Raw genomic sequence first — 24,129 nt, 5'->3', positions numbered from 1 at the left:
CCCTGGTCAGGCAAGACAATAAGAGGGGGGAAATGAGAAATAATGAGTTTGAATTTTAGCGAAGCGGTAAGGTAAAGAAAAAGATGGAACCGGCTCCGATACTGCTTTGCACCTCTATTTTGGTGTTATGATAACGCAGTATTTCTGAAACAAGGTATAGGCCGATGCCGAAGCCTGATACATTTTTTATCCTTTCATCATCAACTCTGTAGAACCGCTCGAAAAGTTTCTCCTGATCTTTACTGCTGATCCCAACGCCTTCGTCTTTAACGGATACTTTCACTGCGCCTTCCACCAGTTCACAGCGGATGAGAATGGTACTTCCGATTGGAGAATATTTAATAGCATTACTAATCAGGTTTGTAAATACCTGCCCGATTTTGTCGCGATCTCCATATAGCATCGCTTCACAACAATCAGATTCGATGTGATGGCTCGTATTTGTGACTTGTATCTCGTGTATGATTTCTTGCAAGAGGGCAGTCAACTCAAATTCAGAGTTGGAAAGATGAACCTTTGCTTCCTCCAGTCTGGCGACATTCAGGAAATCATTGATCATATTTACCATTCGTTTAGCCTGGATTTCGGTTCTTGTGAGCATCTGTATCCCAAATGAATCATCCGTTTTTTTAACCTTTGAAAGCAGGAGCTGGATGTAGGAAAGAATGGAGGTAAGCGGAGTCTTCAATTCATGACTAACCATAGCAACAAAATCATTTTTGCGTTGCTCTTCCAGCTTTTTTTCAGTGATATCGCGTATGATTTTAGAGATACCTGTAATGTGACCACTGGCATCGACTATGGGCGACATCGTTAAGGAAACATCAAGAACTTTTCTTTCTTTGGTAATCCGCCTGGTCTCAAAATGTGTCAGTCTTTCACCTCTTTTAAGCCTGGCAAGTATTTCTTGCTCTTCTTCTACCAGGTCTTCAGGCAGCAGTAATAATGTTGATTTATTGATGATCTCTTCAGCGGTGTAACCAAACATCTCTTCAGCAGAGCTGTTCCAGCTGGTGATGGTATTGTCGAGCTTTTTACTGATAATTGCATCATAGGAGGATTCCACAATGTCAGTTGCCATGCGCAATTGCATTTCACTCTCTTCCAGCATGCGGATCAGTTCTGTTTTACGTTCCTGTTCCTTCACTATTTCGGTAATATCTCTTGTAAAACAACGGGTGTGAACGAATTTGCCATCCTTCCTTCGCACGTTCGAGCTGATCAGTACATGCTTGATACTGCCATCTTTACATTTGAGCTTGGCTTTATAGTTCTGGAGTGTTTCATTATTGACTAGCCTTTTAAGGATGTCACCAATGGTTTCTGGGTCCGCATGGAAACTGCTGATCGGAGCGCCGATATATTCTTCTTTAGTATATCCCAATGCATCTAGTTCTGCCTGATTTGCCCAAATAATTATACCTTGTCCATCTACCCAATGGAGTGGGATGGAGGCATTTTCGATAAAATCAGTCAACTCTTCAAGACGAATTGCCATTTCCTTTTCCCGAATTTCATATTGAGCTATTTTGTCGCGGAGATGTTGGATCGTTTCCATGGAGTGGTTCATGCATTATATTTAGGTAAAAGTACATAATTTACCCTATTATGTCTTTCTACAGTTTCCAAATATGATGATAAGCAAGCTTTTCAAGCGGTCAATTTGATTGATCTTGTAGGCTATCGGTCAATTTAGCCCCGAAGTATTTTCTTAATATGGGTAAGGATAATTTTTTCAGCTCCCTGCCCGGATATAAGGGATGATTGCCGTCGGTAGTGAAACAATCGGGAACGTCCCCGATCTGTACACACCAAACCTTTCCAACGGAATAAGCCGTCATGGTGTCCGGCTTTGTTATTTTTTTAAAATGATTAAGTTTAAAGGTGTCTAACGCGATGCTCTGAACCCCAAATAACTGCTGATTACAATCTACCGCTTCATACCGGTCTCCAGACCAGTACATACACTGCTTTTTCGGCGGCATCTTCAGCAATAGGAACAGGGTAAGTCCGAGCAAAAGAAGAACCACTGCAGTTTCTTTCTGATGTTTTTTGATTCGTTCTTTCCAGACTGGTGCTGGAGGTCTTGGTTTTGTTGGATGTTCTGGTTTTGCCGGGGGTGCCGGCTCTGTTGAAGGTTCTGGTTCTGTTGGAGGATCTGGTTCCGGATCGTCATCTTGGTTTACCTGATAGGCATATCTAAAGGGTCTGGGCTGGTAATCTATCAGCCAGGCTAAGAGCTCTATGTTGAACGCATTGGGTTCCCTGTTTGGATCACGCAGAAACTGGGCCAGGGGCCTGAATCGCGATACTTTAAAGTTGTAAATGATTGAATGGTAATCGCCATGTTCGTCTGGTTTTTCAAAAAAAGCCTCGAGTGTCTTACTATCTCTCTTTTTATCGTACCTGGAAGTATAGACGAACAGACATTCGTTCCTAAGTTTTGCCGGGGTAGGATCGGCGAGATTATAGGAAAGTTTTTCCGCTGCAAGCTTTTCCTTATAACTTCTTACGACAAGATCTTTATAGTCCTTGAACATTTCTGATGCGTTGAAGGCTGCAATGTAAGAAAAACAAGCAATGCCCGCGCTACGGGAAACCGTATGGATTGAGTTCTGAGATGGATTACATTTGCCAGCATTCCGGATACATTAATATCATTAACCATGTTCAAAAAAGTACTTATAGTTGAAGACCAAGAAATGATTAGTATGTCCCTGACTATGACCGCGGAACAGCTGGGCATAACCGACACAGCATACACTTATTACTGTGATGATGCATTGATGTTTTTGAGGAAAGCCAAAGAGAGTGGCAATCCATTCGATCTGCTGATCACTGATCTCTCTTTTGAACCGGATCACCGTGAACAGCGTTTGTCGGGAGGAGCTGATCTGATTCGCGCAGCCAAGGCACTTCAACCGACACTAAAAGTGCTGGTGTTTTCTGTAGAGAACAGATTCATTCCGGTCGGGCGGCTTTTTACTGAGCTGGGTATAGATGCCTATGTCTGCAAGGCGAGACATGATGCGAAGAATCTAAAGCAGGCCATTGAAGAGATTTCAAAGGGCATGCGTTATATGCCGCCTCAGCTCAGAGAGGTGATCAGGAAGAAAAAAGCACATGATTTTACACCACTCGATATTGCCATTATCTCGCAGCTTTCCTCCGGAACTTTGCAAAAGAATATCCCTGCTTATCTTGAGGCCAACAATATTACTCCTTCAAAGTTGAGCAGTGTAGAAAAACGTTTAAAAATAATGAAGGATGAGCTGGGATTTTCTAAGAATGAACAACTGGTCGCCTACTGTAAAGATAACGGGCTGATCTGATTTTCCATTTTGCCCTTATTTCCTTTCCTTCAAAAGTGTTTTCAGATCATATCCGGCTTATGGTTTCCCGTAAGGAAAAACGCAGAAGAGGCGATAATTTTGAGAAGGTAACATTAAATCTATAGTATGAAACAACGAATACTCATCCTGTTTTTTCTTATTGTCAATCTGAGTGTGTTGGCTCAGGGCAGCCTGAGCGTTGTTTCCTGGAACCTCAAAGATATGGGCAAGTCCAAAACTGAGGTCGTGATAGGGATAATCGCCGAAACGCTTTCCGCTTACGACATCGTGGCGGTCCAGGAGGTCGTTGCAGGCCCCGGAGGATCGCAGGCGATTGCCAGATTGGCCGATGAACTGAACAGGAAGGGAACAAAATGGGAGTATGAGGTGAGTGGAGTAACTTCCGGAGACTCCCGGCATAAGGCAGAACGCTATGCTTTTCTGTGGAAAAGTGCGAGAGTCAGTAGGGTAGGCAAGGGCTGGCTGGAGCATCAGTATGGGGCAGAGATTGAGCGGGAGCCATTTTATGGGAGGTTCCGACTGGGGAATCAGACCCTGACACTGGTCAACTACCATGCGATTACCAAATCTCAGCAGCCGGAACGTGAACTGAAGTATTTCAAATTCCTGCCGGCACTTTATCCTGAAGATCAGCTGGTATTTTGCGGTGATTTTAATCTGCCGCAGTCGCACAGTGTATTCAATCCCCTGAGGTCAATGGGCTATGTCCCGGTATTCGTCGGACAGAAAACTACTTTACGCCAGCGTTGTCTGAATGGGGATTGTCTGGCATCAGAATTTGATAACTTTTACTATAGGCCGGCAAAGATGTTGCTAAAGGCGGCCGGAATTGTTCATTTTTATCGGTTGCTGCCAGATCTTGCACAGTCGCGCAAGATCTCTGACCACATTCCGATCTTTGCGATCTACCAATTATAAAATTTATATATTAATATAATCGATCATGAAAATACTCTTACACTTAGTGTTGCTAATGCAGCTCAGCATGGATAAAAAACCGGATACCCCGCAGGTGTATATTTGTACCAGTCCTACGGCAGTTGCCTATCATAAGTCCAAGGATGGTTGCAAGGGAATTCAGGCTTGCAACCGCAAAGTTTTGAAAGTCAGTAAGTCAGATGCGATCCGTAAATACAAGTACCGCGCTTGTAAGATCTGTTATTAATATCAGGCTTTCAATTTTTAAATTCCAGTGTACCGGAGATTTCTTTGATGATCTTTGCACTGAAAGTATGTCTGCCAGTCAGCCACCTGTTAATTTCATCTGGATTGATGTCCAGGGAGACCGCAAGGTCATTTGGGGAAAGGCCTTTATCGGCTAACGTTTTTTCAGTTTTACTGGCAACGTCCAGATTCAGCTGCGCTAATTCCTCTATAGCGGGGTTTCCGCTTTCTTCCAGCCAGATGGAGACAAAATCGTTCTCTTCCATTTCTTTTTTTGTAATTGTTTAAAGTATTCCGGGTATTTCAACCCATTTATTCATTGAACGGCAAATCTAATGATATTACTTTTATGATCACAGAACGAAGGGCAGGGGCTTACAGCCTGATCTATCTACAGCAATTTCTTTTTGCATAGATATTTTTTTAAATTAATTCACTATTATGTGATATATTTGTATTCCCTATACTTTTTTTTTATATTTAATGACCCATTCACTTGAAGTTATTATTATGGAAAAAATTTGAAAGACTTTCTAAATGAGCAATTTAAATAATAATCTCCCCTGATTATAAATTAGATGCCCCTAAAACACAACAGCTTCAGCGCAATCTGAGGCTGTTGTGTTTTAGGCTTTATTGAAACAATCAAATTCAGATCGTTTTCCTGGAGTTAGGGGATTTATTCTAATTTTGGTGCTACTATGAATGCTTTAAACACTTTCATTTGTCCATCATGCGGCAAAGAACATTACGAATGGCCTGCATTGGCTTTTCCATATCCTTCCAGTTATGGTTCGCTCAGTGAGGAGGAAAAACGATACGGACAAACAGAACTCAATGAAGACTTTTGCGTTATTGAATATCCGGATCGGATTGACTTTTTTATACGGGTCACCTTGACTCAAAAAGTAATCGGAAGCTGTGAGGGGCTGGATTATGGCGTATGGGTTTCACTGAGTGAAACGAGTTTTCTGGATTACAGTGATAATTTTAACAATGAAAATCATGAGGTTGTTTACTTCGGCTGGTTGTCAAACTGGCTTCCTGACTATGATTTCAGTGGTTCAATTCCAATGAATGTGGAAACGAGAAAAGGCAATCAACGTCCTGATGTGATTCCTCATGAAGATCCTAACCATCCATTTGTTCAGGATTATTATGCAGGAATTTCATTGAAAGAGGCCGAACGCAGGATTGCTGCGCTATTGCTTTAGCTGACGTCTTTGTCGACAGAAATTATTCCTCCTGAAAATAAGTGGAAGAAATCTTTTTTATAAAATTCACCCAAGGGTAGCTCATTTCCATTTAGATAAATGTTGTGGTGGTCAAAAGATTCTATGACATTTTTGTTTACAATGTAGGATTTGCTTACCCGTATAAACAGGTCCTGTGGGATTTTTTGGTGGAAAGTTTTTAGATTCATTGCAGTGATCAGCTTTTGATTGGCCATATGGATGACCACATAATCCTTCAGGCCTTCTATAAACCTGATGTCTTTGTATTTAATCCGGTGAAATCTCCGTTCTGATTTAATCAAAAGAAAATCTGCTGTATTTCCTTCAAGGGTGTTTTGTTCGGGATGATTTAGCAGCAGCTTTTTGTATGCCTCGGCCTTTTTTATCGCTTTATCCAGCCTGAATTTATCTACAGGTTTAAGGAGGTAGTCAATGGCATCCAGTTCATAGCTCTTCAAAGCATACTGAGGGTATGCGGTGGTAAAGATGACCAACGTTGGGGTGGGTAATAATCTGGCAAACTCAATTCCGGAGACCATAGGCATTTCGATGTCCAAAAAAATCAGATCTATTTCATTTGTGCTTAGAAAATCAAGTGCTGCCCGGGCATTAGAAAATGCGCCTAAAATTTCAATATTGCTTACCTCTTTGATCAGCGCCTGCATTTCCTGTCTGGCTAAAGGTTCATCATCTACAAGGATAGCGTTCATATAGGTACAATTAAGGTGATGGTAAACTGATTCTTAGTCGCATCTATCGTTAAAGAATGATCTTCCTGATAGAGTAGTTCTAATCTGCGTTTAATGTTTGCAAGGCCCAGTCCGCTGTTTTTTTTATCTGAGGCTATAAATTCCGGGTCTTTTGAATTTGTACAACAGAAATGAAGCTGATTTCCCAAAATCGCGATGTTGATGTGGATAAAAGATGCTCCGTCGCTAATATCAGCGCTATGTTTCACTGCATTTTCTACAAAAGTGGTAAACAAATTAGGGGGAACATAAACACCGTTCAATACCCCTGGTTTTTCGGGAGTTTTAATTTCGATGGATAATTGATCCCTTCGCAGCATTTCCAGACTAAGGAAGTTGGATAGAAAGGTGATTTCCGATTTTAATGGTGTTTTCGCCTCATTATTCTCGTAGATCTGGTATCTGAGGAACTCTGAAAGTTTCATAATGATCAGGTTCGCCTTTTCAGGATCGCTGCGTACCAATGCCTTTATACCATTCAACATGTTGAACAGAAAATGCGGGTTGATTTGATTTTTTAACTCGTTAAGTTCCATTCTCAGGGCAATGTTTTTCAGCTCCCCAATTCGTTCATTATCTCTGGTCCAGCGTTGAAATAACTTAATCATTGTGGTCACTAGTATGATGGGAACCAGAATGATAAAACCTTCATATATCCCTTTGTCTGCTTCAAAACGGATGTGTGTTAAAAATTTGGTGGGACCGAGCACGGAATGCAACAGATATCTCATCAGCCGCAGGCATAAAATTGCCAGTAGCGATAGCGAGGCAAAATAGGATATATACTTTGCTTTGAAGAAGAACAACGGAACGAGTACATACATGTTGATATAGCACATCGTGATCAATACTGTAAAGACAAAGAACAGTCTGTAGTATTTTAAAGCCCCTGAATATTCATACTGCCAGTTAGAATAAAAGATGACCACAAGTGTAATGAACAAGAGGAGCGCATGACGGAAGAAACTGCAGGGCTTATCCACGATCAGCTGCTGTAGTCTGTTATTCTTGATTTCCAGGTCTTCTTTCATCTGATTTTTGTCAATCCAAAGGTAGTACAAATCGTTGCCTATGGTTGGTAAATTATACCAAACCCTGTTTTTCTTATATCAAAAATCAGCTCGCATCAATTTAGTATAAAATGTAGCTGCTTTCGTATAAAAACAAAAATACGGGCTAAGATTATACATTCTTTTGCGCTGTGTTTTAACGGGAATTGTACGCTTTCAGGATTCAATTTTTAAAATAAACGATGAATATGATATCAAGAACAATTGCCACATTGAGTATGTTGGTATTATCGGTCGACTGTCTTTCCCAAAGTACGGATAGCATACCAAAGGTCAAAAAAGACACCTTGAATTTACCTAAACGGCTGGTTGCAGTTGTCGCAGACAATTTTGCCGTCACGCGACCCTTAAATTTCGAATTTTCCAATACTGCGCCATACAGCTATACATCTGAACAAGGAAATGATAAACTTCCGGATAGCAAAGTCAGGAAGTTTCAGCAGATAAAAATGAGCGCTAATTTCAATTTTATTAAAAGAAAATCATGGCTGCTGGGGGCAACAGCAGGCTACAAAGGGACCTCTGTGGAGACAGAAATCGTACATCCCGGGACGATTGAAAATACCATTTTCAAAGATGATTTTCATTATCTTTTTTCAGCAGTCAGCTTTACCTATTTTTCTACATTATTCAAAAAGCGTACGTTTTATTCTTCAACGATTATGGTCGACGGGAGTGATAAATATGTGGAACGGGTTAAGGGAATATTCTTGGCCACAATGCTTTTAAAAGCGAATCAAAAGACAAGGATGACTGTTGGATTTATGGTTAATATTGACCCCGCTGCTCAGATTCCCGCCATCCCCACATTCTCTTATGAGCATAAATTTGATAATGGACTGATTGCAGATATCGTATTGCCCAGAAGCATGTACCTCAGAAAATTCGTTTTCAAGCGGAATGGCAGATTGTCTGTAGGTATGGAACTCGATCAAACGAATTTTTATATGTACAATTTAGACGGTACCCGGCAAAAATATGAATACCGGCAACTGGACATCAACCCGGGAATGGTCTATGAACATGCGATAGGGAAGTACCTGATGCTGACTGCAAAGTCGGGAATGAAATTAAGCCCCAACGGTAGAATTTTTAAGAAGGAAAGTTCGTTTGGAGATCCTGTATATGAAATCAAACCAGATCCGTCATTCTACTTCAATGTAGGTGTTTCCTTTAACCCATTTTCCTTTTTTGGAAAGAAACGATAAACAAAAAAATATGGTTGCAGTTTTTAAAACAAATGCGGAATTCCCTACAGATGCGATGAAAATCATTGAACTGTTATCAGGAGCATATCAAGGATTCACCGTTTCGGTTGATAAGGAGGATGAAGATAGAATTCTCCGGGTGGAGGGAGATGTCTTCGATGTGGAAGACATTATCATTTTACTCCAGTATAACGGCTTCAATTGCGTTTACCTTCCTTTTGATTGGTGAGTTGGGGGATTGGAAGTTTTCTTATCCCTTATTAGTCTTATATTAGATTTTCCTAATTCAAATTGATCAACCTTTAAAAATGATGAAAAATATCGCTAATTACACCTGTTTGCTGTTGTTCTTTGTGCTGACTTCTTTCTCAGGAAAAAAAGCACAAAAACTAAATATTGTTTTTATTGGCGATAGCATTACCGAGGGTGGCGCTTTACCCGATCCAAAAACTGAAGCTACACCAATCTATGTGGCGGAGTTGTTGAGACATCGTAAAGACATTAGCTCCCTGAATTTTAGTAATAAAGGGTTTAGCGGACACACCACCGTAGATTTTCTGCCAACGAACAATATTGATTTTCCAAAAGTAGTGGAGGCAGCCGATATCTTTGCACAAGATAAAACAGCCACTTTGTTGTTCTCTATCATGCTGGGCACAAATGATAGTGCCATGTTTGGACCAAACGGTTCCCCTGTTCAGGCGACTCAGTATAAAGACAATTTGAATGCCCTAATCAACGCTTTGATTAAAAAATACCCTGATGCCAAATTTGTGCTCCAATATCCGCTTTGGTACAGTCCAAATACCCACAATAACGCGGGATACATGCAGGAAGGACTTGATCGGTTAAGCAGTTACTTCTCAGAAATCGAAGCCATATCTGCGGCGCATAAAATTAGTCATCCAAACCAGGTTTATTTAGGCAACAAAGCGGTGTTCAGTTTCTTTCAAAAGAACCCTAAACAATTGTTTAAAGCCGAGGAGGGCAAGCATGGTACTTTTTATTTGCATCCCAACGCGGAAGGGTCTAAAGCCTTAGCTGAATTTTGGGTAAAAGGAATTTTGAATGCAATTAAATAATTTTCAGCCTCTTTTCTGCTATGCAAAGTCTTAGAGGATGTCTGGTTTTAACCAATATCAGGACAAGGCATCTTGCAGGGTAAGATCACTGATTATTCGGCCAATTTGCATGACTTCAAAAAGTACGGTAAAAGTTAGCTTTAAGGAAAATTAAACCCAGCAACTATGAAAAAGTTACTATTTATTCTTTTCCTGTCTTTTGTCTGTACCAGTATCCATGCGCAGGTAAAAGCAAACTCTCCCAGTACTCCGGTATATAATAACGGTGATTCTTATGGTTATTACATCGATGAGATTCCCGGAGCAATTTCTTATACCTGGTCGGTTGTAGGACCAAGCGGCGGTGCATTGATCTGGCCGGCCTGGGATACCGCAATTGACATCACGTTCTCTAAACGTGGCATGTACGACGTGATTTGCACGGTCGAAATGGACAGTGGACCTGATCAGGTATATGGCCTCACGGTGGATGTCTACGAAGAATAAAACCAACAAAAAGCCCCATGTCAATGGGGCTTTTTGTTGGTTATTTTTCCAAAAAATCCAGTTCTGCAATTGCTGTTGACTTTTTATTTCCAGCAATTGCTATGGGTTTAAGTTTCACATATCTGGTTGATATTTCATTTTTAAAATAGTGTGTTCTGGCGGTTGGATCGTTAATCAGATTGCCAAATTCGAAACTTTCTATATCCTCCCAGTTTTTACCATCCTTGCTGATCTGGATGATTCCCTTTTCAATCATGCCATCAAAAAAAGCTTTGGGAGGCGTATAAATGAAGGCTGTTAATTTGTGTACGGCACCTAAATCTATAGCCATCGGATGTGCATCATCGTTAAATTCCGCTTGCCAATAAGTCTCTTTATTTGCATCAAAAGCCATGGTTCCTTTATTTGATTCGCTCCCCGCAGTCAATAGTTTCCAGTTTTTCTGTAGCAGGCCAAATGTTTCTTTGGCAACACTTCCTTTATCATGATTGGCAATGGCGATGGCTTTAAGCTCAGCATTAAGGACCAGGATAGGGGCGGTGTATTTTTTTGAAGCGGAAGAGGGTGCTGTACCGTTGGTCGTGTAATAAATTTGAGTACCGGTACTCAGGTTTCCTGTAGCATCCTGTCCATGTGGGTTCCATCCAAATTCATGTTTTTTTGGCGATATGGTCACAAGACCGTTTAGGTCTCTGTCGAATTGAAGTTGAGGTGGTTTTGACCGGTAATAATGTCCCTCAATTGTTGCAATTGCAGGAGTGGCCCTGGATGACAATACTTTTAGTCTGAATCTTGAAGCGGTTACTTCTGGGAAACGCAATATGCGCTTATATCCAATATTCGTTGCAGCAGCAATTTTCTGCCACTTATTTTCAAGCCAGGCTTCAAGGATATGTTCTTCCACCCGTTCACTATGAGTGGCAATGGCCTCCTGTATAACAATTCTGTTGATGGTAACGGGGCTACCGGTCGCAATTTCTATACTGTTTTCTGGCTTTGTGAGCAACAGGTAGGTATTTAAGTTTTTATCCAGAATTTGTTTTGGACCTTTTGCAGCAGCGAACAAATTTTTACCATAAGTTTCCTGAATGCGTTTACCTACTTCGGTCAGGACTTTTACATCCTCCGGAGAGAATTTGCCTTCCCGGTTTGGCGGAATGTTGAGTAAGAAGGTAGAATTGCCGCCAACAGCTCTTTCGTAAATGTCAAAAACATCATCGGTACTGCGTACTTTTTGTCGTTCATCATCCCGGTAAAACCAGCCTTCGCGTATGGACGTATTTGTTTCCGCCTGCTGATAATGTAAATATTTTCCTTTATACAACTCATTTCTGGTGCCCAGGGATTCCTCGGTTAAGTCCGGAAAATCGGTTGCAGTATTGGGGTTTTCAGGATAGGGAATAATATTCCATTCCGTATTTCGCGTTCTACCAGCTTCATTACCGCACCAACGGATATCTTCTTTGCCAAAAATAACCGCCTTAGGTGCCAAAGTATGAATTAGTTTTTTCCAGGCAGCATAGTTGTATTTCTGACCACCTTTTGTTTTCGGGTGAGCGCCATCAAACCAGACTTCATCAATCGGACCATATTCTGTTAAGAGTTCAAAGAGCTGGTTAAGAAAATACTCATTATAGTCATCTACCTCAAACTCAAATTTGGTTTTGTTGGCAAAGGGCCTGCCAGCAACCATTCTTGGAATGGTACGTTTGTTAACTTCACTTAAATTACCGTATAAGCCGCTGGGACTCTCAATCTGGAAGAGATCTGCTGGAGACAGGTAAATACCTAATTTTAAACCATATTTTTTACAGGAAGCGGATAGCGCTTTCACAATATCTCCTTTACCATGCTGAAAACCTGTCGACATTATCCCATGACTGGTATAGCGGCTTTGCCAAAGTACAAATCCGTCATGGTGTTTTGCGGTCAGGATGACCATTTTCATCCCTGCTGATTTCATCGATTGGCACCACTGATCGGTGTGCAATTCCTTTAAATCGAATATTTTTGGATCCTCCTTGCCATTTCCCCATTCCATGCGGGTAAAAGTATTAGGCCCAAAATGTATAAAGGCAATAAACTCGTTTTTTAAGGCAGCAAGCTGATTAGCGGTGGGTACTACATGGACCGCTTTTGCGATAATCGAGGCTTTGGTGTCATTTGCTGTTACCGGAATTGTATTTTGTAGGGTGATCGCACTTTTTTGTGCATGTACATTTAAATAAAATATTGCGCCGGAGAGGACGCTGATAAATATTTTTTTCATTCGGATAATTTGGTTGAAATCAAATGTACGAAAGCAAACCGCATAAAAATTTGACTTAACTGGACTTTTTCTTGTACAAATCCGACTATTTGTTTGCTGTGGTTAATGAGAAAGTCCATCCTTTGCATAAGATTGTCTATTGTGCAAAGTGCTTGTCATTAATAAGTTTGTTGTATTGCCAACCAACCAGATGTATGAAAAAATTCCTTGCACAATTAATTCAGTCACTTTTAATAGGGGCTCTGTTCGTGTTTACAGCCGCCGCACAGTATAAAAATGATTCACATATTAACCTTTCCGGAATCTGGGCTTTTCAAATCGACTCGCTTGATCAAGGAATTGCCGACAAATGGTACAATCTGCAGTTAAAGGAGCAAATAAAGCTTCCGGGATCAATGACTACGAATGGAAAGGGCAATGAAATTACTGTAAATACACCATGGACGGGTGAGATCCTTGATAAATCCTGGTTTACCAAGAGTGAATATGCGAAATACAGACAACCAGGGAATGTTAAAATTCCCTTCTGGCTGCAACCGGAAAAGTATTACAAAGGTGCCGCCTGGTACCAGAAAACAGTGAATATCCCCGGTTCCTGGAAAAACAAATCTATACAGCTCTTTATCGAAAGAAGCCATTGGGAAACGACAGTATGGTTGGATGATGTCCAGATTGGAATGGAAAACAGTCTGGGGACAGCACAAATATTTGAGATTGGGAGTCAATTACAGGCAGGGAAACACCGCTTAACAATTAGGGTAGACAACAGGATAAAGAGCTTTAACATGGGGGAAAACGCCCATAGTGTGAGTGATCATACCCAGACCAACTGGAACGGAATGGTGGGAGAGCTGAGTCTCAAAGCCAGGTCAAAAGTCTTTATTTCTGATGTACAGCTTTATCCCGACATTAAAAATAAACAAGTGCTTGTAAAGGTTCAGTTGAACAATACAACAGGTACTCCTAAAGAAGTCTCTTTAAGCTTATCGGCCATCCTTGACAAAAAGGGGGCAGCAAAAGGAAAATCTTTAAGCCGGAAATTACTGCTTTCTGAAAAGGAAAATGCGATCGAAATGGTCTATTCCATGGGAGATGATCCATTGCTATGGAATGAGTTTCATCCCAACTTATATAAAATGCAGGTCAGTCTTGATCCGCAAAAACAGGGAGAATCAGACCGTAAAAGCATCTCCTTTGGAATGCGCGAATTCAAAGCTAAAGGCACGCAGTTTACCATCAATGGCAAGCTAACCTTTTTGCGTGGTGCCCTGGATTGTGCTTCTTTTCCTAAAACCGGTTATCCTCCAACCGATGTAGCCAGCTGGATGAAGATCTTTAGTACGGCAAAGGCCCACGGATTAAACCATATCAGATTTCACTCCTGGTGCCCGCCGGAAGCCGCTTTTACTGCGGCCGACCGCCTTGGTCTGTTTTTGCAGGTCGAATCCGCCGCCTGGGCAAATGGCGGGAATGGCGCTTCAATTGGTGATGGCTTACCTTTAGATAAATACATCTATGAGGAAAGCGAAAAAATGGTTAAAGCCTATGGCAACCATCCCTCTTTTGTAATGATGACTTATGGAAATGAGCCCGGAGGAAAAGATATGGTCAAATATCTTGTTGATTTTGTCAATTACTGGAAGGCAAAAGATTCGAGGAGAATGTATACCACTGCTGCAGGCTGGCCACAAAATGACGTTAGTGATTATAACAATATGCCAGAACCAAGAATTCAGGGCTGGGGACAGGGCCTGACGAGCATTATCAATAAGGAAGCACCGCGGTCAGATTATGATTTTGCTAAGATGATCTCCAACTGGAAACAGCCTACGGTTAGTCATGAAATCGGTCAGTGGTGTGTATATCCGAATTTCAGGGAAATCAAAAAATACGATGGGGTCCTGAAGCCAAAGAACTTCGAGATCTTCAGAGATAAATTGCAGGAAAATGGCCTTTCTATGTTGGCTGATAGCTTTTTTATGGCTTCAGGAAAGTTGCAGGCACTGTGTTATAAGGCGGATATTGAAGCAGCATTGCGTACTCCCGGATTTGCTGGTTTTCAGCTGTTGGGTTTAAATGATTTCCCTGGCCAGGGAACAGCATTAGTAGGGGTATTAGATCCGTTCTGGGAGCCGAAACCTTATATTAATGCTGCAGAATATCGCCGGTTTTGTGCGCCTGTAGTACTTCTGGCAAGGCTGCCGAAGATGATCTATACCAACAATGAAGAATTAAATGTGCCATTGGAAATCGCCAACTTTAGTGATGCGCCTATAAAAGAGGTCGTAAGCTGGAGCGTCGAGTCTGAAAGTGGAATCAGATTATTTAATGGAAGCTTTAAGAATGAGGCGATTGCGATGGGAAATGCGATAAAACTAGGAACCATCCGGCAGTCGCTCGGAGCCATTAAAAAAGCACAGCGTGTCATTTTAAAGGCAACGATATTAAACCATACCAATACATGGGACATCTTTGTTTATCCAAAGGAACATTCAGAAACTCCCAAAGAGATCATGATCACCCAGGCATTAGATGCTAAAGCGATTGAAACGTTAAATCAGGGAGGCAAGGTATTACTCACGCTAAAAAAAGGATCGGTTAAGCCAGAAATGGGAGGGGATATTAAAATCGGATTTTCTACGATATTCTGGAATACGGCATGGACTAAAAGTCAGCCTCCAACAACGATGGGGATCTTATGTGATCCTAAACATCCTGCATTGGCGGAGTTTCCTACGCAGTACCATTCCAATTGGCAATGGTGGGACGCAATGACACATTCAAATGCAATTATGCTTAGCGCTATAGGAAAAGACATAAAACCAATTGTAAGGGTTATCGACGACTGGGTAACGGCGCGTCCGCTGGGTTTGGTGTTTGAATGTAATGTAGGAAAAGGTAAATTACTGGTTTCTGCTATCGACCTGCTGACTGATCAGGACAATCGTCCGGAAGCCCGCCAACTGCGCTACAGCCTGGAGCAATACATGAACGGAGCAGCATTTAAGCCGGGACATACGGTTGATTTGACGAAGATTCAGCAATTGATAAATGAATAACAAGGTGTTTATACCAGTTAAAAAACGACAATATGGTTGAGTATTTTGCAGATTTGAATGATTAATCGATAAAAGCTTATCGGCACATTGCATCAAGCAATACTATGAGCTATAAACTTGCCATTTTATCTACACTCTTATTCTTAAGTTTCACCGGTTTTGCTCAGCGTAAAACCAATAAAACTGTTTTTATACTGCTTGATGAGCAAACATTGCTGAATTGTAAACAGCAATATCAACGCAAGGATGCGACTATGGTAACACAGGTTAATGAGTTGATCGTCAACGCCGATAGTTTACTCGCCACCGGGCCTTACTCTGTTACCTTTCATAAAACCAAACTAGCTTCAAGTGGTAATAAGCATGATTACATTAGTCAGGCACCTTATTGGTGGGCAGACCCCTCAAAAAAAGAGGGCAGGCCTTACATCCGTAAAGATGGTCTCCGTAATCCTGAGATCTATTTATTGCATGATGGAAGTCAAATGGGTAAAATGTGCCATCATGTACGGCAATTAACCTTGGCATATTACTTTACCGGCAACGAGAAATATGCAGAAAAAGTTAAAAGTTTACTGGAAGTCTGGTTTATTGCCTCGGATACCCGTATGAATCCTAACTTAAATTATGCGCAGTATATTCCGGGGCTTAATGACGGACGGGGTATTGGCATTATTGAAACCGCCGGCTTAACCAGCATTCCGGATATGCTGGCTATTCTTCAATCCAGTAAAAATATAAACTCCGGTTTAGTGAAGGGCATAAAACATTGGTATAAGCAATATTTAAACTGGCTGCAAACCAGTAAAAATGGCAAATCAGAACGCGCCCAGATTAATAATCATGGTACTTATTATGATTTACAGGTGGTGAATTATGCGCTGTTTACCGGTAATGAGGCCTTAGCCGCCCGGACGCTGAAAACATCTACCATTTTGAGGATCGATCAGCAATTTACGACCGATGGTTTACAGCCTTTAGAACTGGTACGCACCAATTCATGGGGATATTCCAATATGAACCTTTTGGGCTGGTGTAAGCTGGCGATAATGGCCAAGCGGATAAACATTGATCTTTGGCATGAGCAAACTTATGATGGCAAAGGCATTAAAACAGCTATTGCCTGGCTGATGCCCTATGCTTTAAAGGAGAAAGCATGGCGCTATGACCAAATAGACCCCTTTAGTTATGGCACATTTAGTCGGATCGCTCAGGAAGCTGCTGTTGCCTATCCTGACATTTCTTTTAACGCGTTTTTAGAAGCGCATCCTATAAAGAATCCGTTGCAAAACCTCAATTAATCGCTGATCATGCGAGGTGTTTTCTCAAATATTTAGCCGTTGGTTTACATTTAACGTCCCTGGTTTACATCAAAATACAATTCAAAGCCAATGGCAGCATCTTTGGTTGTGATCAGTGTAAGTCCTTTACCCACCATTGTGAGCAACAATGGTGGGTTTACCGGCGCCTCTTCCTACCTGCTAAATTGTGTTCAACACACCGCCATCCGCCCGTAAGCTGGCTCCATTAGTTGCCAGGGAGCGAGGACTTGAGAGATAAGTGACCAGGTTAGCAATTTCCTCCGGCTCTATAAAACGTTGCAGGAGGGAAGTCGGATTTGTGGTACCGGATATATAAGATTTCAGGCTTTCCACATCTTGATTTTGCGAAGTTGCAATATCTGCTATGGCATTGGCAACACCATCTGAATAGGTTGGCCCCCCTAATATGGAGTTTACAGTCACCTGTGTGCCTTTGGTTAGCTTGGCGAGCCCATTGGCTATGGCAACCATCGCTGTTTTGGTCATTCCATAATGAATCATATTTTCTGGGATGTTAATCCCGGATTCACTGCTGATGAAGATCACTCTTCCCCAGCCGCGTAAGCGCATTTTGGGCAATAGGGCCCTCGACAATCGCACACCGCTCATGACATTTATTTCGAAAAAGCTCATCCAGTCGGCGTCTGTAATGGATTCAAAGCTTTTGAGTTCAAAAACCCCTACATTATTGATCAGGATATCGATATCCGGCAAAGCAGCAATCAGATCCTGAACTTCACCGGGCTTCGAAAAGTCTGCTGCAATCCCCGAAACCCAAGCTTTATCTGAAACTTGTTTCAGCTTTTCAATAGCTTTGTCTATTTTTTCCTGGGAACGCCCGTTAATAATTACGTTTGATCCTTCTGTTAATAATTGTTTTGCGATGGCAAAGCCGATGCCCTGCGTAGAACCACTGATAAAAGCGGTCTTCGATTCTAAATTTAAATTCATTGGAATGTATCTGATTTTTGTCTGAAAATTATCGGAAGCCGAGCTGGCTCAGCTGATCACTTTGAGTTGAAGTTCAATCTGTTCAAGCAATATTTCAGGCTCAGGATAAATTCTCCTTAGTACATTGAGTCCAGCCCAAAATGTGATGAGATATCTACCCAGTATCGCTGGATCGGTTTGGTTTTTGATCAAACCATCTTCCTGCCCTTTTTTTATAGCTGCGGTATACATCGTTTCCGTATCTTTCATAATGGCTGTTGCTTCTTCTAAAAGATCCTGCTCTAGAAAGGTCATTTCTACGATGGTATTGGCAATGATACAACCTTTAAGATGCCCGGAAATATCGGTTGTTGCCGTACTTCTGAAGAAATCTTTGATCAATTCAATTGGTGACTCCTGTTTATCTAGTTCTTCCTTAAACTTGTTGAATGCTGCTCTTCGTTGCAGCAGGGCTTTTTTAAACAGCTCTTTTTTACCGCCCTTGAATGTGTTGTAAAAGCTACCGCTGCCCATGCCGGTGGCAGTCAGGAGATCGGAGAGGGAACTGGCCGTATAACCTTTTTCCCAAAAGAGTCCTTGTGCACTTTCTACTGCATTTTCGCTCTCAAATAGTATGGGTCTTCCTTTCATATTTTTACTTTTGTATTGATCGATACAAAAGTAGGTTTATTTTCGGTAACCTGATCAATATCTGTGAAAATCAATAAGTATAAGGAATAAGCCGGAGGTTTTTAAATTATAATTAATATTTTATTTATTTTTAGGATAAATATTTTCTTTAAAATTTGTTTTTGTTGTGCGTAATGCATAATTTAGCCTATGAAACGTCCTGCTATAACTTCTGGCCCTACATCCCTATTCATTGACCCGCTTACGGATTTTGGTTTTAAACATCTTTTAGGGAGTGAGCCCAATAAAGAAATTATGATTGCTTTTCTGAATGCCATTTTTGCTGGAAAAAAGGAAATCGTGGATTTGGTTTTTAGTCCAACAGAATATGCTGGAAACACTGATGAGTATAAGAAAGTCTTTTTTGATCTGATGTGTACGGGAAAAGATGGTGATCAGTTTATTATTGAAATGCAACGCAGAGAGCAAGAATCTTTTCATGACCGTTGCATTTATTATTTATCCAGATTAATTAGTGAGCAGCTTCCTAAAGGAGCATCCAATTGGGATATAAAACAACTTAATGAGGTGTATCTAATTGCGATATTGGAGTTCAAATTTAAAAACAATGATGATGACCGTTATTTACATGACATCGCCTTAATGAACAAAGATACAGGCAAAGTTTTCTATGATAGATTGGGGTTTAAATTCCTGGAATTACCTAATTTTGGTAAGGAGGTCCATGAATTGAAATCAGACCTGGACAAGTGGTTTTATATTCTTAAAAATATGAGCCAAATGTAAAAAATACCACTGTACCTCAATAAAGGAATCTTTCAAAAATTATTTAAAATAGCAGAGGTGAGTAAATTAACAGAAGAGCAACGGAAAATTTATGAATCTAACTTAAAGGCGAAGCGAGACTATGAGAACAGTATTGCTTTCGCCAGAAAAGAGGAAGGAAAAAAGGCCAGAGAGTTAGGTCGGGAGGAAGGTATAGAGTTAGGCATGGAGAAAGGTATAGAGTTAGGCCGACTAAAAGAAAAATTGGCAACGGCTCTTGAATTAAAGGAGACAGGATGGTCAGTTGATCAAATTTCAAAAATTACGAAACTTTCAATTGAAGAAATTGAGAAATTATAGGTTTACTTCTCGGAAGATAGAATGGTAACTTTGTTATTGGCCAGCTTTTTCATACTATTTTTGGAGTTTAACACAGCGTCAACTAATATTACTATCTTGTTTTAATGGATAGGAACTATACGTCATTAAAATGACCAGCTTATTCTATTGACAAATGGTTATATAATTCAAAAAAGTTGTGAAAGCGGTTAGAATCAACTCAGATATAATTGATGCTAAGGAGTTTAATCATATAAACGCCTATTTGGCTAAGTGGGACTTAAGTGCTGTAGAGGGGCAGGCGCTATATGCCGGCGCAATGAATAGAGCTTATGCCCATCTGAAAATTAAGATGTATAAATCTTTAGATACTGATGATAGTCATGTTATCTGGAACGTGTCAGAAAATGAATTGCCTTTAGAATTTAGGACTACGATTGTTGCTGGTCTAAGCTTTTTTCTAAGCTATTTAGAAGGGATAAAGGGGCAATCTATATCATTAACCTTCGAGATTAATGACGGAAGTTATCATCCCGTGGATTCTGAGTTGAAAGGTTTTAACCGTGTTACGACGCGTGCAATCGTTAATTGCTTTGACCCGGATTATTTTGGATTTAAGGCTAACCGGGTATTCAGAGAGGCATCTTTTAGAGGACATTAATTAAATGCATTGATGATGGAGTAGTTCAAGTTTTTTTGGATGATTTGGCTATTGGGTTAAATTCAAGGCATAGGTCAACCCAATAATTCAACTTCTTTAAGTTACCAAGGGCAATGTCTTCAACGTACACATAGTCTTTCATTACCCGGCCATTGTTCATCATGTTCCTGCAATTGCCTTTCTCAAGTTCTACCTGGACTTTTTCTGAGCCTATGCGGCATAATAGTTCATTGCCTGAGACACAGACACACATTTTGTGATCAACCATAAAGCATATTCCACTGAACATTTCCTTTTCAGTTACATCTTCACGGTCAGAGAGTGATTCTCGTATCTGATTAGCCAGTTGTTCATCATAAGCCATATTTTCATATTTTAATGAATGCTAATTCAAATATAATGAATGCTTATCATCATTTTGATGAATCCCAATCCAATTTTAATAGCGCAAACTGATATTCACTGGCCCATTTGCCCTCTGAAAATACACTGTCCTTGAAATATTCTCCTTCCCTGAAGCCCAGGCTTTTCAGCAAAGCAATCGCGGCCTCATCCTGCGCATCCACGATTTTTACAATCCGGTTCACTTCTGATTTGCTAAACAGGAAGGAGATCATCGCTGATGCCGCTTCTTTTGCATAACCTTTGCGTTGTTCTGCAGGAGAAATGTTGACTTTCATTTCCGCGGTAAACTTCTCATTTTGTTTGAATCTAATGGAGCAATCGCCAATTCTCTGATCGCTGATCGTGCTTTTTAGTACGTATATCGACCAGGCGCTGGTTATTATTTCCTTCCGCCCGCTTGCTGGTTCGATAACAGCGGTTCCCAGATCCAAAAGATATTTCCGATAGCTGATGATGCCAAAATCTGAACCGATATAATTGAACTCCTGCTTTGAGCCTTCCCTTTCCGGATGGGGTTTCTCTGAAATTTCTATGTTTTTAGGGGCATTTAAAGCACCCGCATACATGCTGTCCGAAACTGCTCTTCCATTGTCTTTGACAAAAGAGATATAGGCCTCCATGCGTTCATTTACATGGTCCTGAGCGATCTTGAGGGTATGTACGCCTTCAATTCTTCTTGAACCGAGTAAATCGCAACGGGATATTTTTAAATCAGGAAAATAGACCACCAGCATTGCACGATCGTTGGCATACTGATAGGCCTGATCAGCCGTTACTTCCCAGTTAAAGGTGATTTGATCGCCTGTCTGACTAAGGGTAGGATGAATGGCTGCAGGAAGCGTTCCCATGCTCAATAACACTTTGCTATAGTCCAGGCTAAGGTTTGGATAGGTTCCCTGAAGGGCATTTTTCTTATTGTAAGAAACCGCCTCATTGTATTCGTTTTTGTCCGTTCCTGCCACCGCAAGGCGATATCCTACCTGGATAGCAGGAAGGGAAGGGCTCAGGATCTCATTCACAAGTGTCATTTTTTGACAGTTTGCTTTCCTGCCCGGAGTGAGGGGTTTAGAACTTCTTCCTATTTTTCTGATGATGTATTTACCGTTTAAGGTATAACCCACCAGGTTGCCGATTCTGCCATGGAATCCGCCAAATATGCCATTTATTAATTTTCCCATAACTGTTCTTTAATTAAGTAATTGACTGCTGTAATAACAAGTTACGAAATGTTTTTGATATGAATATCATGTGTTGTTAATTAAAATTAATAATTACGTAATTATAAATACATGGTTAATAGGTCAATTTAACCAATGATTGACCTATCAACCACCTGTTAATGACGTTATAATCACTAATAAAAATAAGACAGAACTGAGCGGCATATTAACCGCATATGCCAATAAAGGCAACAGGATTTTGTCGTTGGATAAGAAGAATAGGCTTCACATCAAAGTTTCTTTATCTATTGCTGTCCTGCTTACCTGGTTCGTTTAATGGTAGAAAAGCGGAGGCAGGGGACTTTGATTCCCGGGAAAGGATTTAGATAATCAAGCGCTCGTGCGCAGATTGAAAATAGAGCTCTCTTTCGTCGGAATCTAATGCGCTTTAAAAATTTCGCGCCTATGCAGTTCTGCATAGGCGCGAAATTGAAGTTGGAGATATGAACCAGGTTACTCGCCTGCATTCGAGCCAATTACGGGCTCATTCTGGCCCCATGGAACTCCACATACTATTTCGCCTCCATCATGCTGGATGTCAGCATAGTATTGGCCATTAGTGTAGCTCCAGCCAACAATAGTTCCATGCGAACGACCTCCTGGTAATTTTCCACCTAATACTAGGCTTTGCTGTTCTTTAGACAGCACGTTAAAAGTTTTATTTTTCATCAGTATAGATTTTATGGTCTCCCTCTCTTGCCGCCGTGGGAAACAGTTACTCAGCGTACACCAGTTTTATTCAGGTTGTAGGTGCGTCTTCCTTGTTATAAATATAAATGATAAATCACATAGGTGTGAAATATTTTATAATATTTATTTGTGGTCAAAAAAAAACGCCCATGCAGGGCGTTTTTCTTAATATGGAAAGCTTTTACGTTTTAAAGTCCGTACATCGTTTTTACCCAATTTACGTCACCTGTAGAAGGGGTTTTAGATCCACTCCATGAGGGATCAACCCAGGTTGTTCCGTTTTTGCGGGTAGTGGTAGGGAGGCTACTGTTGATCGCACCGTAACCGTTATAAGAGCCATATAGCATAATGGAGGCGAAATCAAAGGTTGTTCCTCCGTAATTCAGTCCTGTCATGATATTATAGCTGCTTTGAGCGGACTGACTGATATTGTTCCATTTCACGTCAATATAGGTGTCCCGGTCGGCACGCAATTGCTCATGATGTAAGCCGATGGCATGTCCCAGCTCATGTACTACTATTCCTTTTGCAGTTGGGTCAGATAAGTTCATCGTTGCATTGCTGACATACCCAACGGTACAGTTATTGGCGCTGCCACGTTGTATCCTCAAATAAGTACCGGTATTTCTGGATACAAAGCTAAGCCCGGTTTTATTTGCCCAGTCATTAATGGCTGATGTAATCACAGATCTTTCATTGGTGTTGAAGTTCGAACTGATGCTATAATAAATCGTTGCACCTGGCCAGATATTGTTTTGACCATGTCCTTCTGTCTGAACATCTGTTTTTTTAGGTGGAGAAGCAGATAACTGATCGTCGGTAATGATCATATCTCCATTGAATACATTTTGCCCGTTGATGCGTTGGTAGCTGATGAGTGAACCCATGTAATAGGCGGCTTTCCATTCGCCCTCCTGAGTTTTACCGAGGTCTTTCGACTCAGGTTCTGAAGCATTGTCGATTTGTTTTTTACAGGAGGTTACACATAGCAGGACAGCCATGATGCCTGTCAGAATCAGTTTAGTGGTTTTCATAATTTCTTAGGATGATTTGGTTAGTTAATTAGTTTTTTATGTAATTAAAAATATACTAATTAATGCTAAAGATGTGGTATCATGTCAATTTTGTATACTGTTATGTAAGAAAAAGACACTATTATACAATCTCGCGTTTACTTATAGCTAAACCGCATACCTCCATTGTTTTTTGTGTTTAGGGTTTACCGTATGGTTTTATATCGAATAACGCAACGCATCAAGATTTATATCGAATTTAAAAAAATATAAAAAATTGTTAATTGAGGCTGAGTTCTATAATGAAGGGATAAGGCAAATGGAATTTGATATCGGGGGCTTTAAATGGGATCACTAATATGATCGTATCGGTCTGGTTTGAATTCGGGTTAAATTTTTTACATCGTTAAAACTTTCATTGTATATTTGAGCTAAGTACCACCAAATTAGCTGTCTCT

General features: G+C 40.8%; 25 protein-coding genes. 13 read left to right on the top strand and 12 right to left on the bottom strand.

Features of this window, described 5'->3' with window-relative positions; all coding sequences use genetic code 11:
- Positions 1–55: 55 nt before the first annotated feature.
- Entirely contained in the window at positions 56–1,570 is a 1,515-nt protein-coding gene (locus tag AAFF35_RS16785; RefSeq protein WP_342327683.1) for a PAS domain S-box protein, read from the bottom strand.
- An 88-nt stretch (positions 1,571–1,658) separates the two neighbouring features.
- Positions 1,659–2,540 (bottom strand): hypothetical protein, encoded by an 882-nt coding sequence (locus tag AAFF35_RS16780; protein WP_342327682.1) that lies wholly within the window; start codon positions 2,538–2,540, stop codon positions 1,659–1,661.
- Between the two features lie 171 nt (positions 2,541–2,711).
- Between AAFF35_RS16780 and AAFF35_RS16775 the strand changes: the two genes are divergently transcribed.
- The 3 genes from AAFF35_RS16775 to AAFF35_RS16765 all read left to right on the top strand — a co-directional run bounded on the left by AAFF35_RS16775 (position 2,712) and on the right by AAFF35_RS16765 (position 4,518).
- On the top strand, positions 2,712–3,332 hold the full coding sequence (locus tag AAFF35_RS16775) for a response regulator (protein ID WP_342327681.1): 621 nt from the start codon (positions 2,712–2,714) through the stop codon (positions 3,330–3,332).
- A gap of 126 nt (positions 3,333–3,458) precedes the next feature.
- Positions 3,459–4,271, top strand: coding sequence for an endonuclease/exonuclease/phosphatase family protein (locus tag AAFF35_RS16770; protein WP_342327680.1), 813 nt, complete (start codon positions 3,459–3,461; stop codon positions 4,269–4,271).
- 25 nt (positions 4,272–4,296) lie between these two features.
- The gene (locus AAFF35_RS16765) at positions 4,297–4,518 is read left to right on the top strand and encodes a hypothetical protein (protein ID WP_342327679.1); all 222 of its coding nucleotides are present in this window, start codon (positions 4,297–4,299) and stop codon (positions 4,516–4,518) included.
- Positions 4,519–4,528: 10 nt separating this feature from the next.
- On the opposite strand, the gene AAFF35_RS16760 is transcribed toward AAFF35_RS16765, so the two are convergent.
- Positions 4,529–4,783, bottom strand: coding sequence for a helix-turn-helix transcriptional regulator (locus AAFF35_RS16760; protein WP_342327678.1), 255 nt, complete (start codon positions 4,781–4,783; stop codon positions 4,529–4,531).
- A gap of 435 nt (positions 4,784–5,218) precedes the next feature.
- Here AAFF35_RS16760 and AAFF35_RS16755 point away from each other — a divergent pair, with 435 nt between their 5' ends.
- Positions 5,219–5,731, top strand: coding sequence for a DUF2199 domain-containing protein (locus AAFF35_RS16755; protein ID WP_342327677.1), 513 nt, complete (start codon positions 5,219–5,221; stop codon positions 5,729–5,731).
- Here the strand turns inward: AAFF35_RS16755 and AAFF35_RS16750 are convergent.
- Together AAFF35_RS16750 and AAFF35_RS16745 are read right to left on the bottom strand one after the other, a co-directional pair.
- Positions 5,728–6,462 carry a LytTR family DNA-binding domain-containing protein gene (locus tag AAFF35_RS16750; RefSeq protein WP_342327676.1) on the bottom strand — a complete coding sequence of 245 codons (735 nt, stop codon included), beginning with the start codon at positions 6,460–6,462 and terminating at the stop codon, positions 5,728–5,730. The genes AAFF35_RS16755 and AAFF35_RS16750 overlap by 4 nt on opposite strands.
- Positions 6,459–7,532, bottom strand: coding sequence for a histidine kinase (locus AAFF35_RS16745; protein WP_342327675.1), 1,074 nt, complete (start codon positions 7,530–7,532; stop codon positions 6,459–6,461). The genes AAFF35_RS16750 and AAFF35_RS16745 overlap by 4 nt, the downstream gene beginning before the upstream one ends.
- A 227-nt stretch (positions 7,533–7,759) precedes the next feature.
- Between AAFF35_RS16745 and AAFF35_RS16740 the strand changes: the two genes are divergently transcribed.
- From AAFF35_RS16740 to AAFF35_RS16725, 4 genes are all read left to right on the top strand, one after another.
- Positions 7,760–8,779 carry a hypothetical protein gene (locus AAFF35_RS16740; protein ID WP_342327674.1) on the top strand — a complete coding sequence of 340 codons (1,020 nt, stop codon included), beginning with the start codon at positions 7,760–7,762 and terminating at the stop codon, positions 8,777–8,779.
- A gap of 10 nt (positions 8,780–8,789) precedes the next feature.
- On the top strand, positions 8,790–9,008 hold the full coding sequence (locus tag AAFF35_RS16735) for a hypothetical protein (protein ID WP_342327673.1): 219 nt from the start codon (positions 8,790–8,792) through the stop codon (positions 9,006–9,008).
- A 79-nt stretch (positions 9,009–9,087) separates the two neighbouring features.
- A complete protein-coding gene (locus tag AAFF35_RS16730) occupies positions 9,088–9,861 on the top strand; it encodes a GDSL-type esterase/lipase family protein (RefSeq protein WP_342327672.1) in 774 nt (257 codons plus the stop codon).
- A gap of 165 nt (positions 9,862–10,026) precedes the next feature.
- Positions 10,027–10,347: a hypothetical protein gene (locus AAFF35_RS16725; RefSeq protein WP_342327671.1), complete on the top strand. Its 321-nt coding sequence runs from the start codon at positions 10,027–10,029 to the stop codon at positions 10,345–10,347.
- Between the two features lie 40 nt (positions 10,348–10,387).
- On the opposite strand, the gene AAFF35_RS16720 is transcribed toward AAFF35_RS16725, so the two are convergent.
- Positions 10,388–12,616 (bottom strand): alpha-L-fucosidase, encoded by a 2,229-nt coding sequence (locus tag AAFF35_RS16720; protein ID WP_342327670.1) that lies wholly within the window; start codon positions 12,614–12,616, stop codon positions 10,388–10,390.
- Positions 12,617–12,810: 194 nt separating this feature from the next.
- Between AAFF35_RS16720 and AAFF35_RS16715 the strand changes: the two genes are divergently transcribed.
- Positions 12,811–15,675, top strand: a complete 2,865-nt coding sequence (locus tag AAFF35_RS16715; RefSeq protein WP_342327669.1) for a sugar-binding domain-containing protein — start codon at positions 12,811–12,813, stop codon at positions 15,673–15,675.
- Positions 15,676–15,779: 104 nt separating this feature from the next.
- Complete coding sequence (locus AAFF35_RS16710; RefSeq protein WP_342327668.1) at positions 15,780–16,976, top strand: alginate lyase family protein; 1,197 nt, start codon at positions 15,780–15,782, stop codon at positions 16,974–16,976.
- A 180-nt stretch (positions 16,977–17,156) separates the two neighbouring features.
- Here AAFF35_RS16710 and AAFF35_RS16705 read toward each other — a convergent pair whose 3' ends face one another.
- Together AAFF35_RS16705 and AAFF35_RS16700 are read right to left on the bottom strand one after the other, a co-directional pair.
- Positions 17,157–17,948: an SDR family oxidoreductase gene (locus tag AAFF35_RS16705; RefSeq protein WP_342327667.1), complete on the bottom strand. Its 792-nt coding sequence runs from the start codon at positions 17,946–17,948 to the stop codon at positions 17,157–17,159.
- Positions 17,949–17,996: 48 nt separating this feature from the next.
- A complete protein-coding gene (locus tag AAFF35_RS16700; RefSeq protein ID WP_342327666.1) occupies positions 17,997–18,578 on the bottom strand; it encodes a TetR/AcrR family transcriptional regulator in 582 nt (193 codons plus the stop codon).
- 189 nt (positions 18,579–18,767) lie between these two features.
- Between AAFF35_RS16700 and AAFF35_RS16695 the strand changes: the two genes are divergently transcribed.
- The 3 genes from AAFF35_RS16695 (at position 18,768) to AAFF35_RS16685 (ending at position 20,343) form a co-directional block, all read left to right on the top strand.
- Positions 18,768–19,364 carry an Rpn family recombination-promoting nuclease/putative transposase gene (locus AAFF35_RS16695; RefSeq protein ID WP_342327665.1) on the top strand — a complete coding sequence of 199 codons (597 nt, stop codon included), beginning with the start codon at positions 18,768–18,770 and terminating at the stop codon, positions 19,362–19,364.
- Positions 19,365–19,421: 57 nt separating this feature from the next.
- Complete coding sequence (locus AAFF35_RS16690) at positions 19,422–19,703, top strand: hypothetical protein (RefSeq protein WP_342327664.1); 282 nt, start codon at positions 19,422–19,424, stop codon at positions 19,701–19,703.
- Positions 19,704–19,881: 178 nt separating this feature from the next.
- Positions 19,882–20,343, top strand: coding sequence for a hypothetical protein (locus tag AAFF35_RS16685; protein WP_342327663.1), 462 nt, complete (start codon positions 19,882–19,884; stop codon positions 20,341–20,343).
- 25 nt (positions 20,344–20,368) lie between these two features.
- On the opposite strand, the gene AAFF35_RS16680 is transcribed toward AAFF35_RS16685, so the two are convergent.
- The 4 genes from AAFF35_RS16680 to AAFF35_RS16665 all read right to left on the bottom strand — a co-directional run bounded on the left by AAFF35_RS16680 (position 20,369) and on the right by AAFF35_RS16665 (position 23,692).
- Positions 20,369–20,707: a TfoX/Sxy family protein gene (locus AAFF35_RS16680; protein ID WP_342327662.1), complete on the bottom strand. Its 339-nt coding sequence runs from the start codon at positions 20,705–20,707 to the stop codon at positions 20,369–20,371.
- A 49-nt stretch (positions 20,708–20,756) separates the two neighbouring features.
- On the bottom strand, positions 20,757–21,926 hold the full coding sequence (locus AAFF35_RS16675) for a DUF6266 family protein (RefSeq protein WP_342327661.1): 1,170 nt from the start codon (positions 21,924–21,926) through the stop codon (positions 20,757–20,759).
- 495 nt (positions 21,927–22,421) lie between these two features.
- Positions 22,422–22,637, bottom strand: coding sequence for a hypothetical protein (locus AAFF35_RS16670; RefSeq protein ID WP_342327660.1), 216 nt, complete (start codon positions 22,635–22,637; stop codon positions 22,422–22,424).
- Between the two features lie 209 nt (positions 22,638–22,846).
- Entirely contained in the window at positions 22,847–23,692 is an 846-nt protein-coding gene (locus AAFF35_RS16665) for a M12 family metallopeptidase (RefSeq protein ID WP_342327659.1), read from the bottom strand.
- Positions 23,693–24,129 lie beyond the last annotated feature (437 nt).

Origin of the sequence: Pedobacter sp. FW305-3-2-15-E-R2A2 (genome assembly GCF_038446955.1) — a bacterium.
Lineage (GTDB): Bacteria > Bacteroidota > Bacteroidia > Sphingobacteriales > Sphingobacteriaceae > Pedobacter.
The sequence above is the reverse complement of the archived record's forward strand: the minus strand, read 5'-3'. Positions and strand labels throughout refer to the sequence as shown.

What these genes read in the sequence shown, in the direction of transcription:
- AAFF35_RS16785 (WP_342327683.1), bottom strand. Translation starts at nt 1,570, where the DNA reads ATGAACCACTCCATGGAAACGATCCAACATCTCCGCGACAAAATAGCT.
- AAFF35_RS16780 (WP_342327682.1), bottom strand. Translation starts at nt 2,540, where the DNA reads ATGTTCAAGGACTATAAAGATCTTGTCGTAAGAAGTTATAAGGAAAAG.
- AAFF35_RS16775 (WP_342327681.1), top strand. Translation starts at nt 2,712, where the DNA reads ATGTCCCTGACTATGACCGCGGAACAGCTGGGCATAACCGACACAGCA.
- AAFF35_RS16770 (WP_342327680.1), top strand. Translation starts at nt 3,459, where the DNA reads ATGAAACAACGAATACTCATCCTGTTTTTTCTTATTGTCAATCTGAGT.
- AAFF35_RS16765 (WP_342327679.1), top strand. Translation starts at nt 4,297, where the DNA reads ATGAAAATACTCTTACACTTAGTGTTGCTAATGCAGCTCAGCATGGAT.
- AAFF35_RS16760 (WP_342327678.1), bottom strand. Translation starts at nt 4,783, where the DNA reads ATGGAAGAGAACGATTTTGTCTCCATCTGGCTGGAAGAAAGCGGAAAC.
- AAFF35_RS16755 (WP_342327677.1), top strand. Translation starts at nt 5,219, where the DNA reads ATGAATGCTTTAAACACTTTCATTTGTCCATCATGCGGCAAAGAACAT.
- AAFF35_RS16750 (WP_342327676.1), bottom strand. Translation starts at nt 6,462, where the DNA reads ATGAACGCTATCCTTGTAGATGATGAACCTTTAGCCAGACAGGAAATG.
- AAFF35_RS16745 (WP_342327675.1), bottom strand. Translation starts at nt 7,532, where the DNA reads ATGAAAGAAGACCTGGAAATCAAGAATAACAGACTACAGCAGCTGATC.
- AAFF35_RS16740 (WP_342327674.1), top strand. Translation starts at nt 7,760, where the DNA reads ATGATATCAAGAACAATTGCCACATTGAGTATGTTGGTATTATCGGTC.
- AAFF35_RS16735 (WP_342327673.1), top strand. Translation starts at nt 8,790, where the DNA reads ATGGTTGCAGTTTTTAAAACAAATGCGGAATTCCCTACAGATGCGATG.
- AAFF35_RS16730 (WP_342327672.1), top strand. Translation starts at nt 9,088, where the DNA reads ATGATGAAAAATATCGCTAATTACACCTGTTTGCTGTTGTTCTTTGTG.
- AAFF35_RS16725 (WP_342327671.1), top strand. Translation starts at nt 10,027, where the DNA reads ATGAAAAAGTTACTATTTATTCTTTTCCTGTCTTTTGTCTGTACCAGT.
- AAFF35_RS16720 (WP_342327670.1), bottom strand. Translation starts at nt 12,616, where the DNA reads ATGAAAAAAATATTTATCAGCGTCCTCTCCGGCGCAATATTTTATTTA.
- AAFF35_RS16715 (WP_342327669.1), top strand. Translation starts at nt 12,811, where the DNA reads ATGAAAAAATTCCTTGCACAATTAATTCAGTCACTTTTAATAGGGGCT.
- AAFF35_RS16710 (WP_342327668.1), top strand. Translation starts at nt 15,780, where the DNA reads ATGAGCTATAAACTTGCCATTTTATCTACACTCTTATTCTTAAGTTTC.
- AAFF35_RS16705 (WP_342327667.1), bottom strand. Translation starts at nt 17,948, where the DNA reads ATGAATTTAAATTTAGAATCGAAGACCGCTTTTATCAGTGGTTCTACG.
- AAFF35_RS16700 (WP_342327666.1), bottom strand. Translation starts at nt 18,578, where the DNA reads ATGAAAGGAAGACCCATACTATTTGAGAGCGAAAATGCAGTAGAAAGT.
- AAFF35_RS16695 (WP_342327665.1), top strand. Translation starts at nt 18,768, where the DNA reads ATGAAACGTCCTGCTATAACTTCTGGCCCTACATCCCTATTCATTGAC.
- AAFF35_RS16680 (WP_342327662.1), bottom strand. Translation starts at nt 20,707, where the DNA reads ATGGCTTATGATGAACAACTGGCTAATCAGATACGAGAATCACTCTCT.
- AAFF35_RS16675 (WP_342327661.1), bottom strand. Translation starts at nt 21,926, where the DNA reads ATGGGAAAATTAATAAATGGCATATTTGGCGGATTCCATGGCAGAATC.
- AAFF35_RS16670 (WP_342327660.1), bottom strand. Translation starts at nt 22,637, where the DNA reads ATGAAAAATAAAACTTTTAACGTGCTGTCTAAAGAACAGCAAAGCCTA.
- AAFF35_RS16665 (WP_342327659.1), bottom strand. Translation starts at nt 23,692, where the DNA reads ATGAAAACCACTAAACTGATTCTGACAGGCATCATGGCTGTCCTGCTA.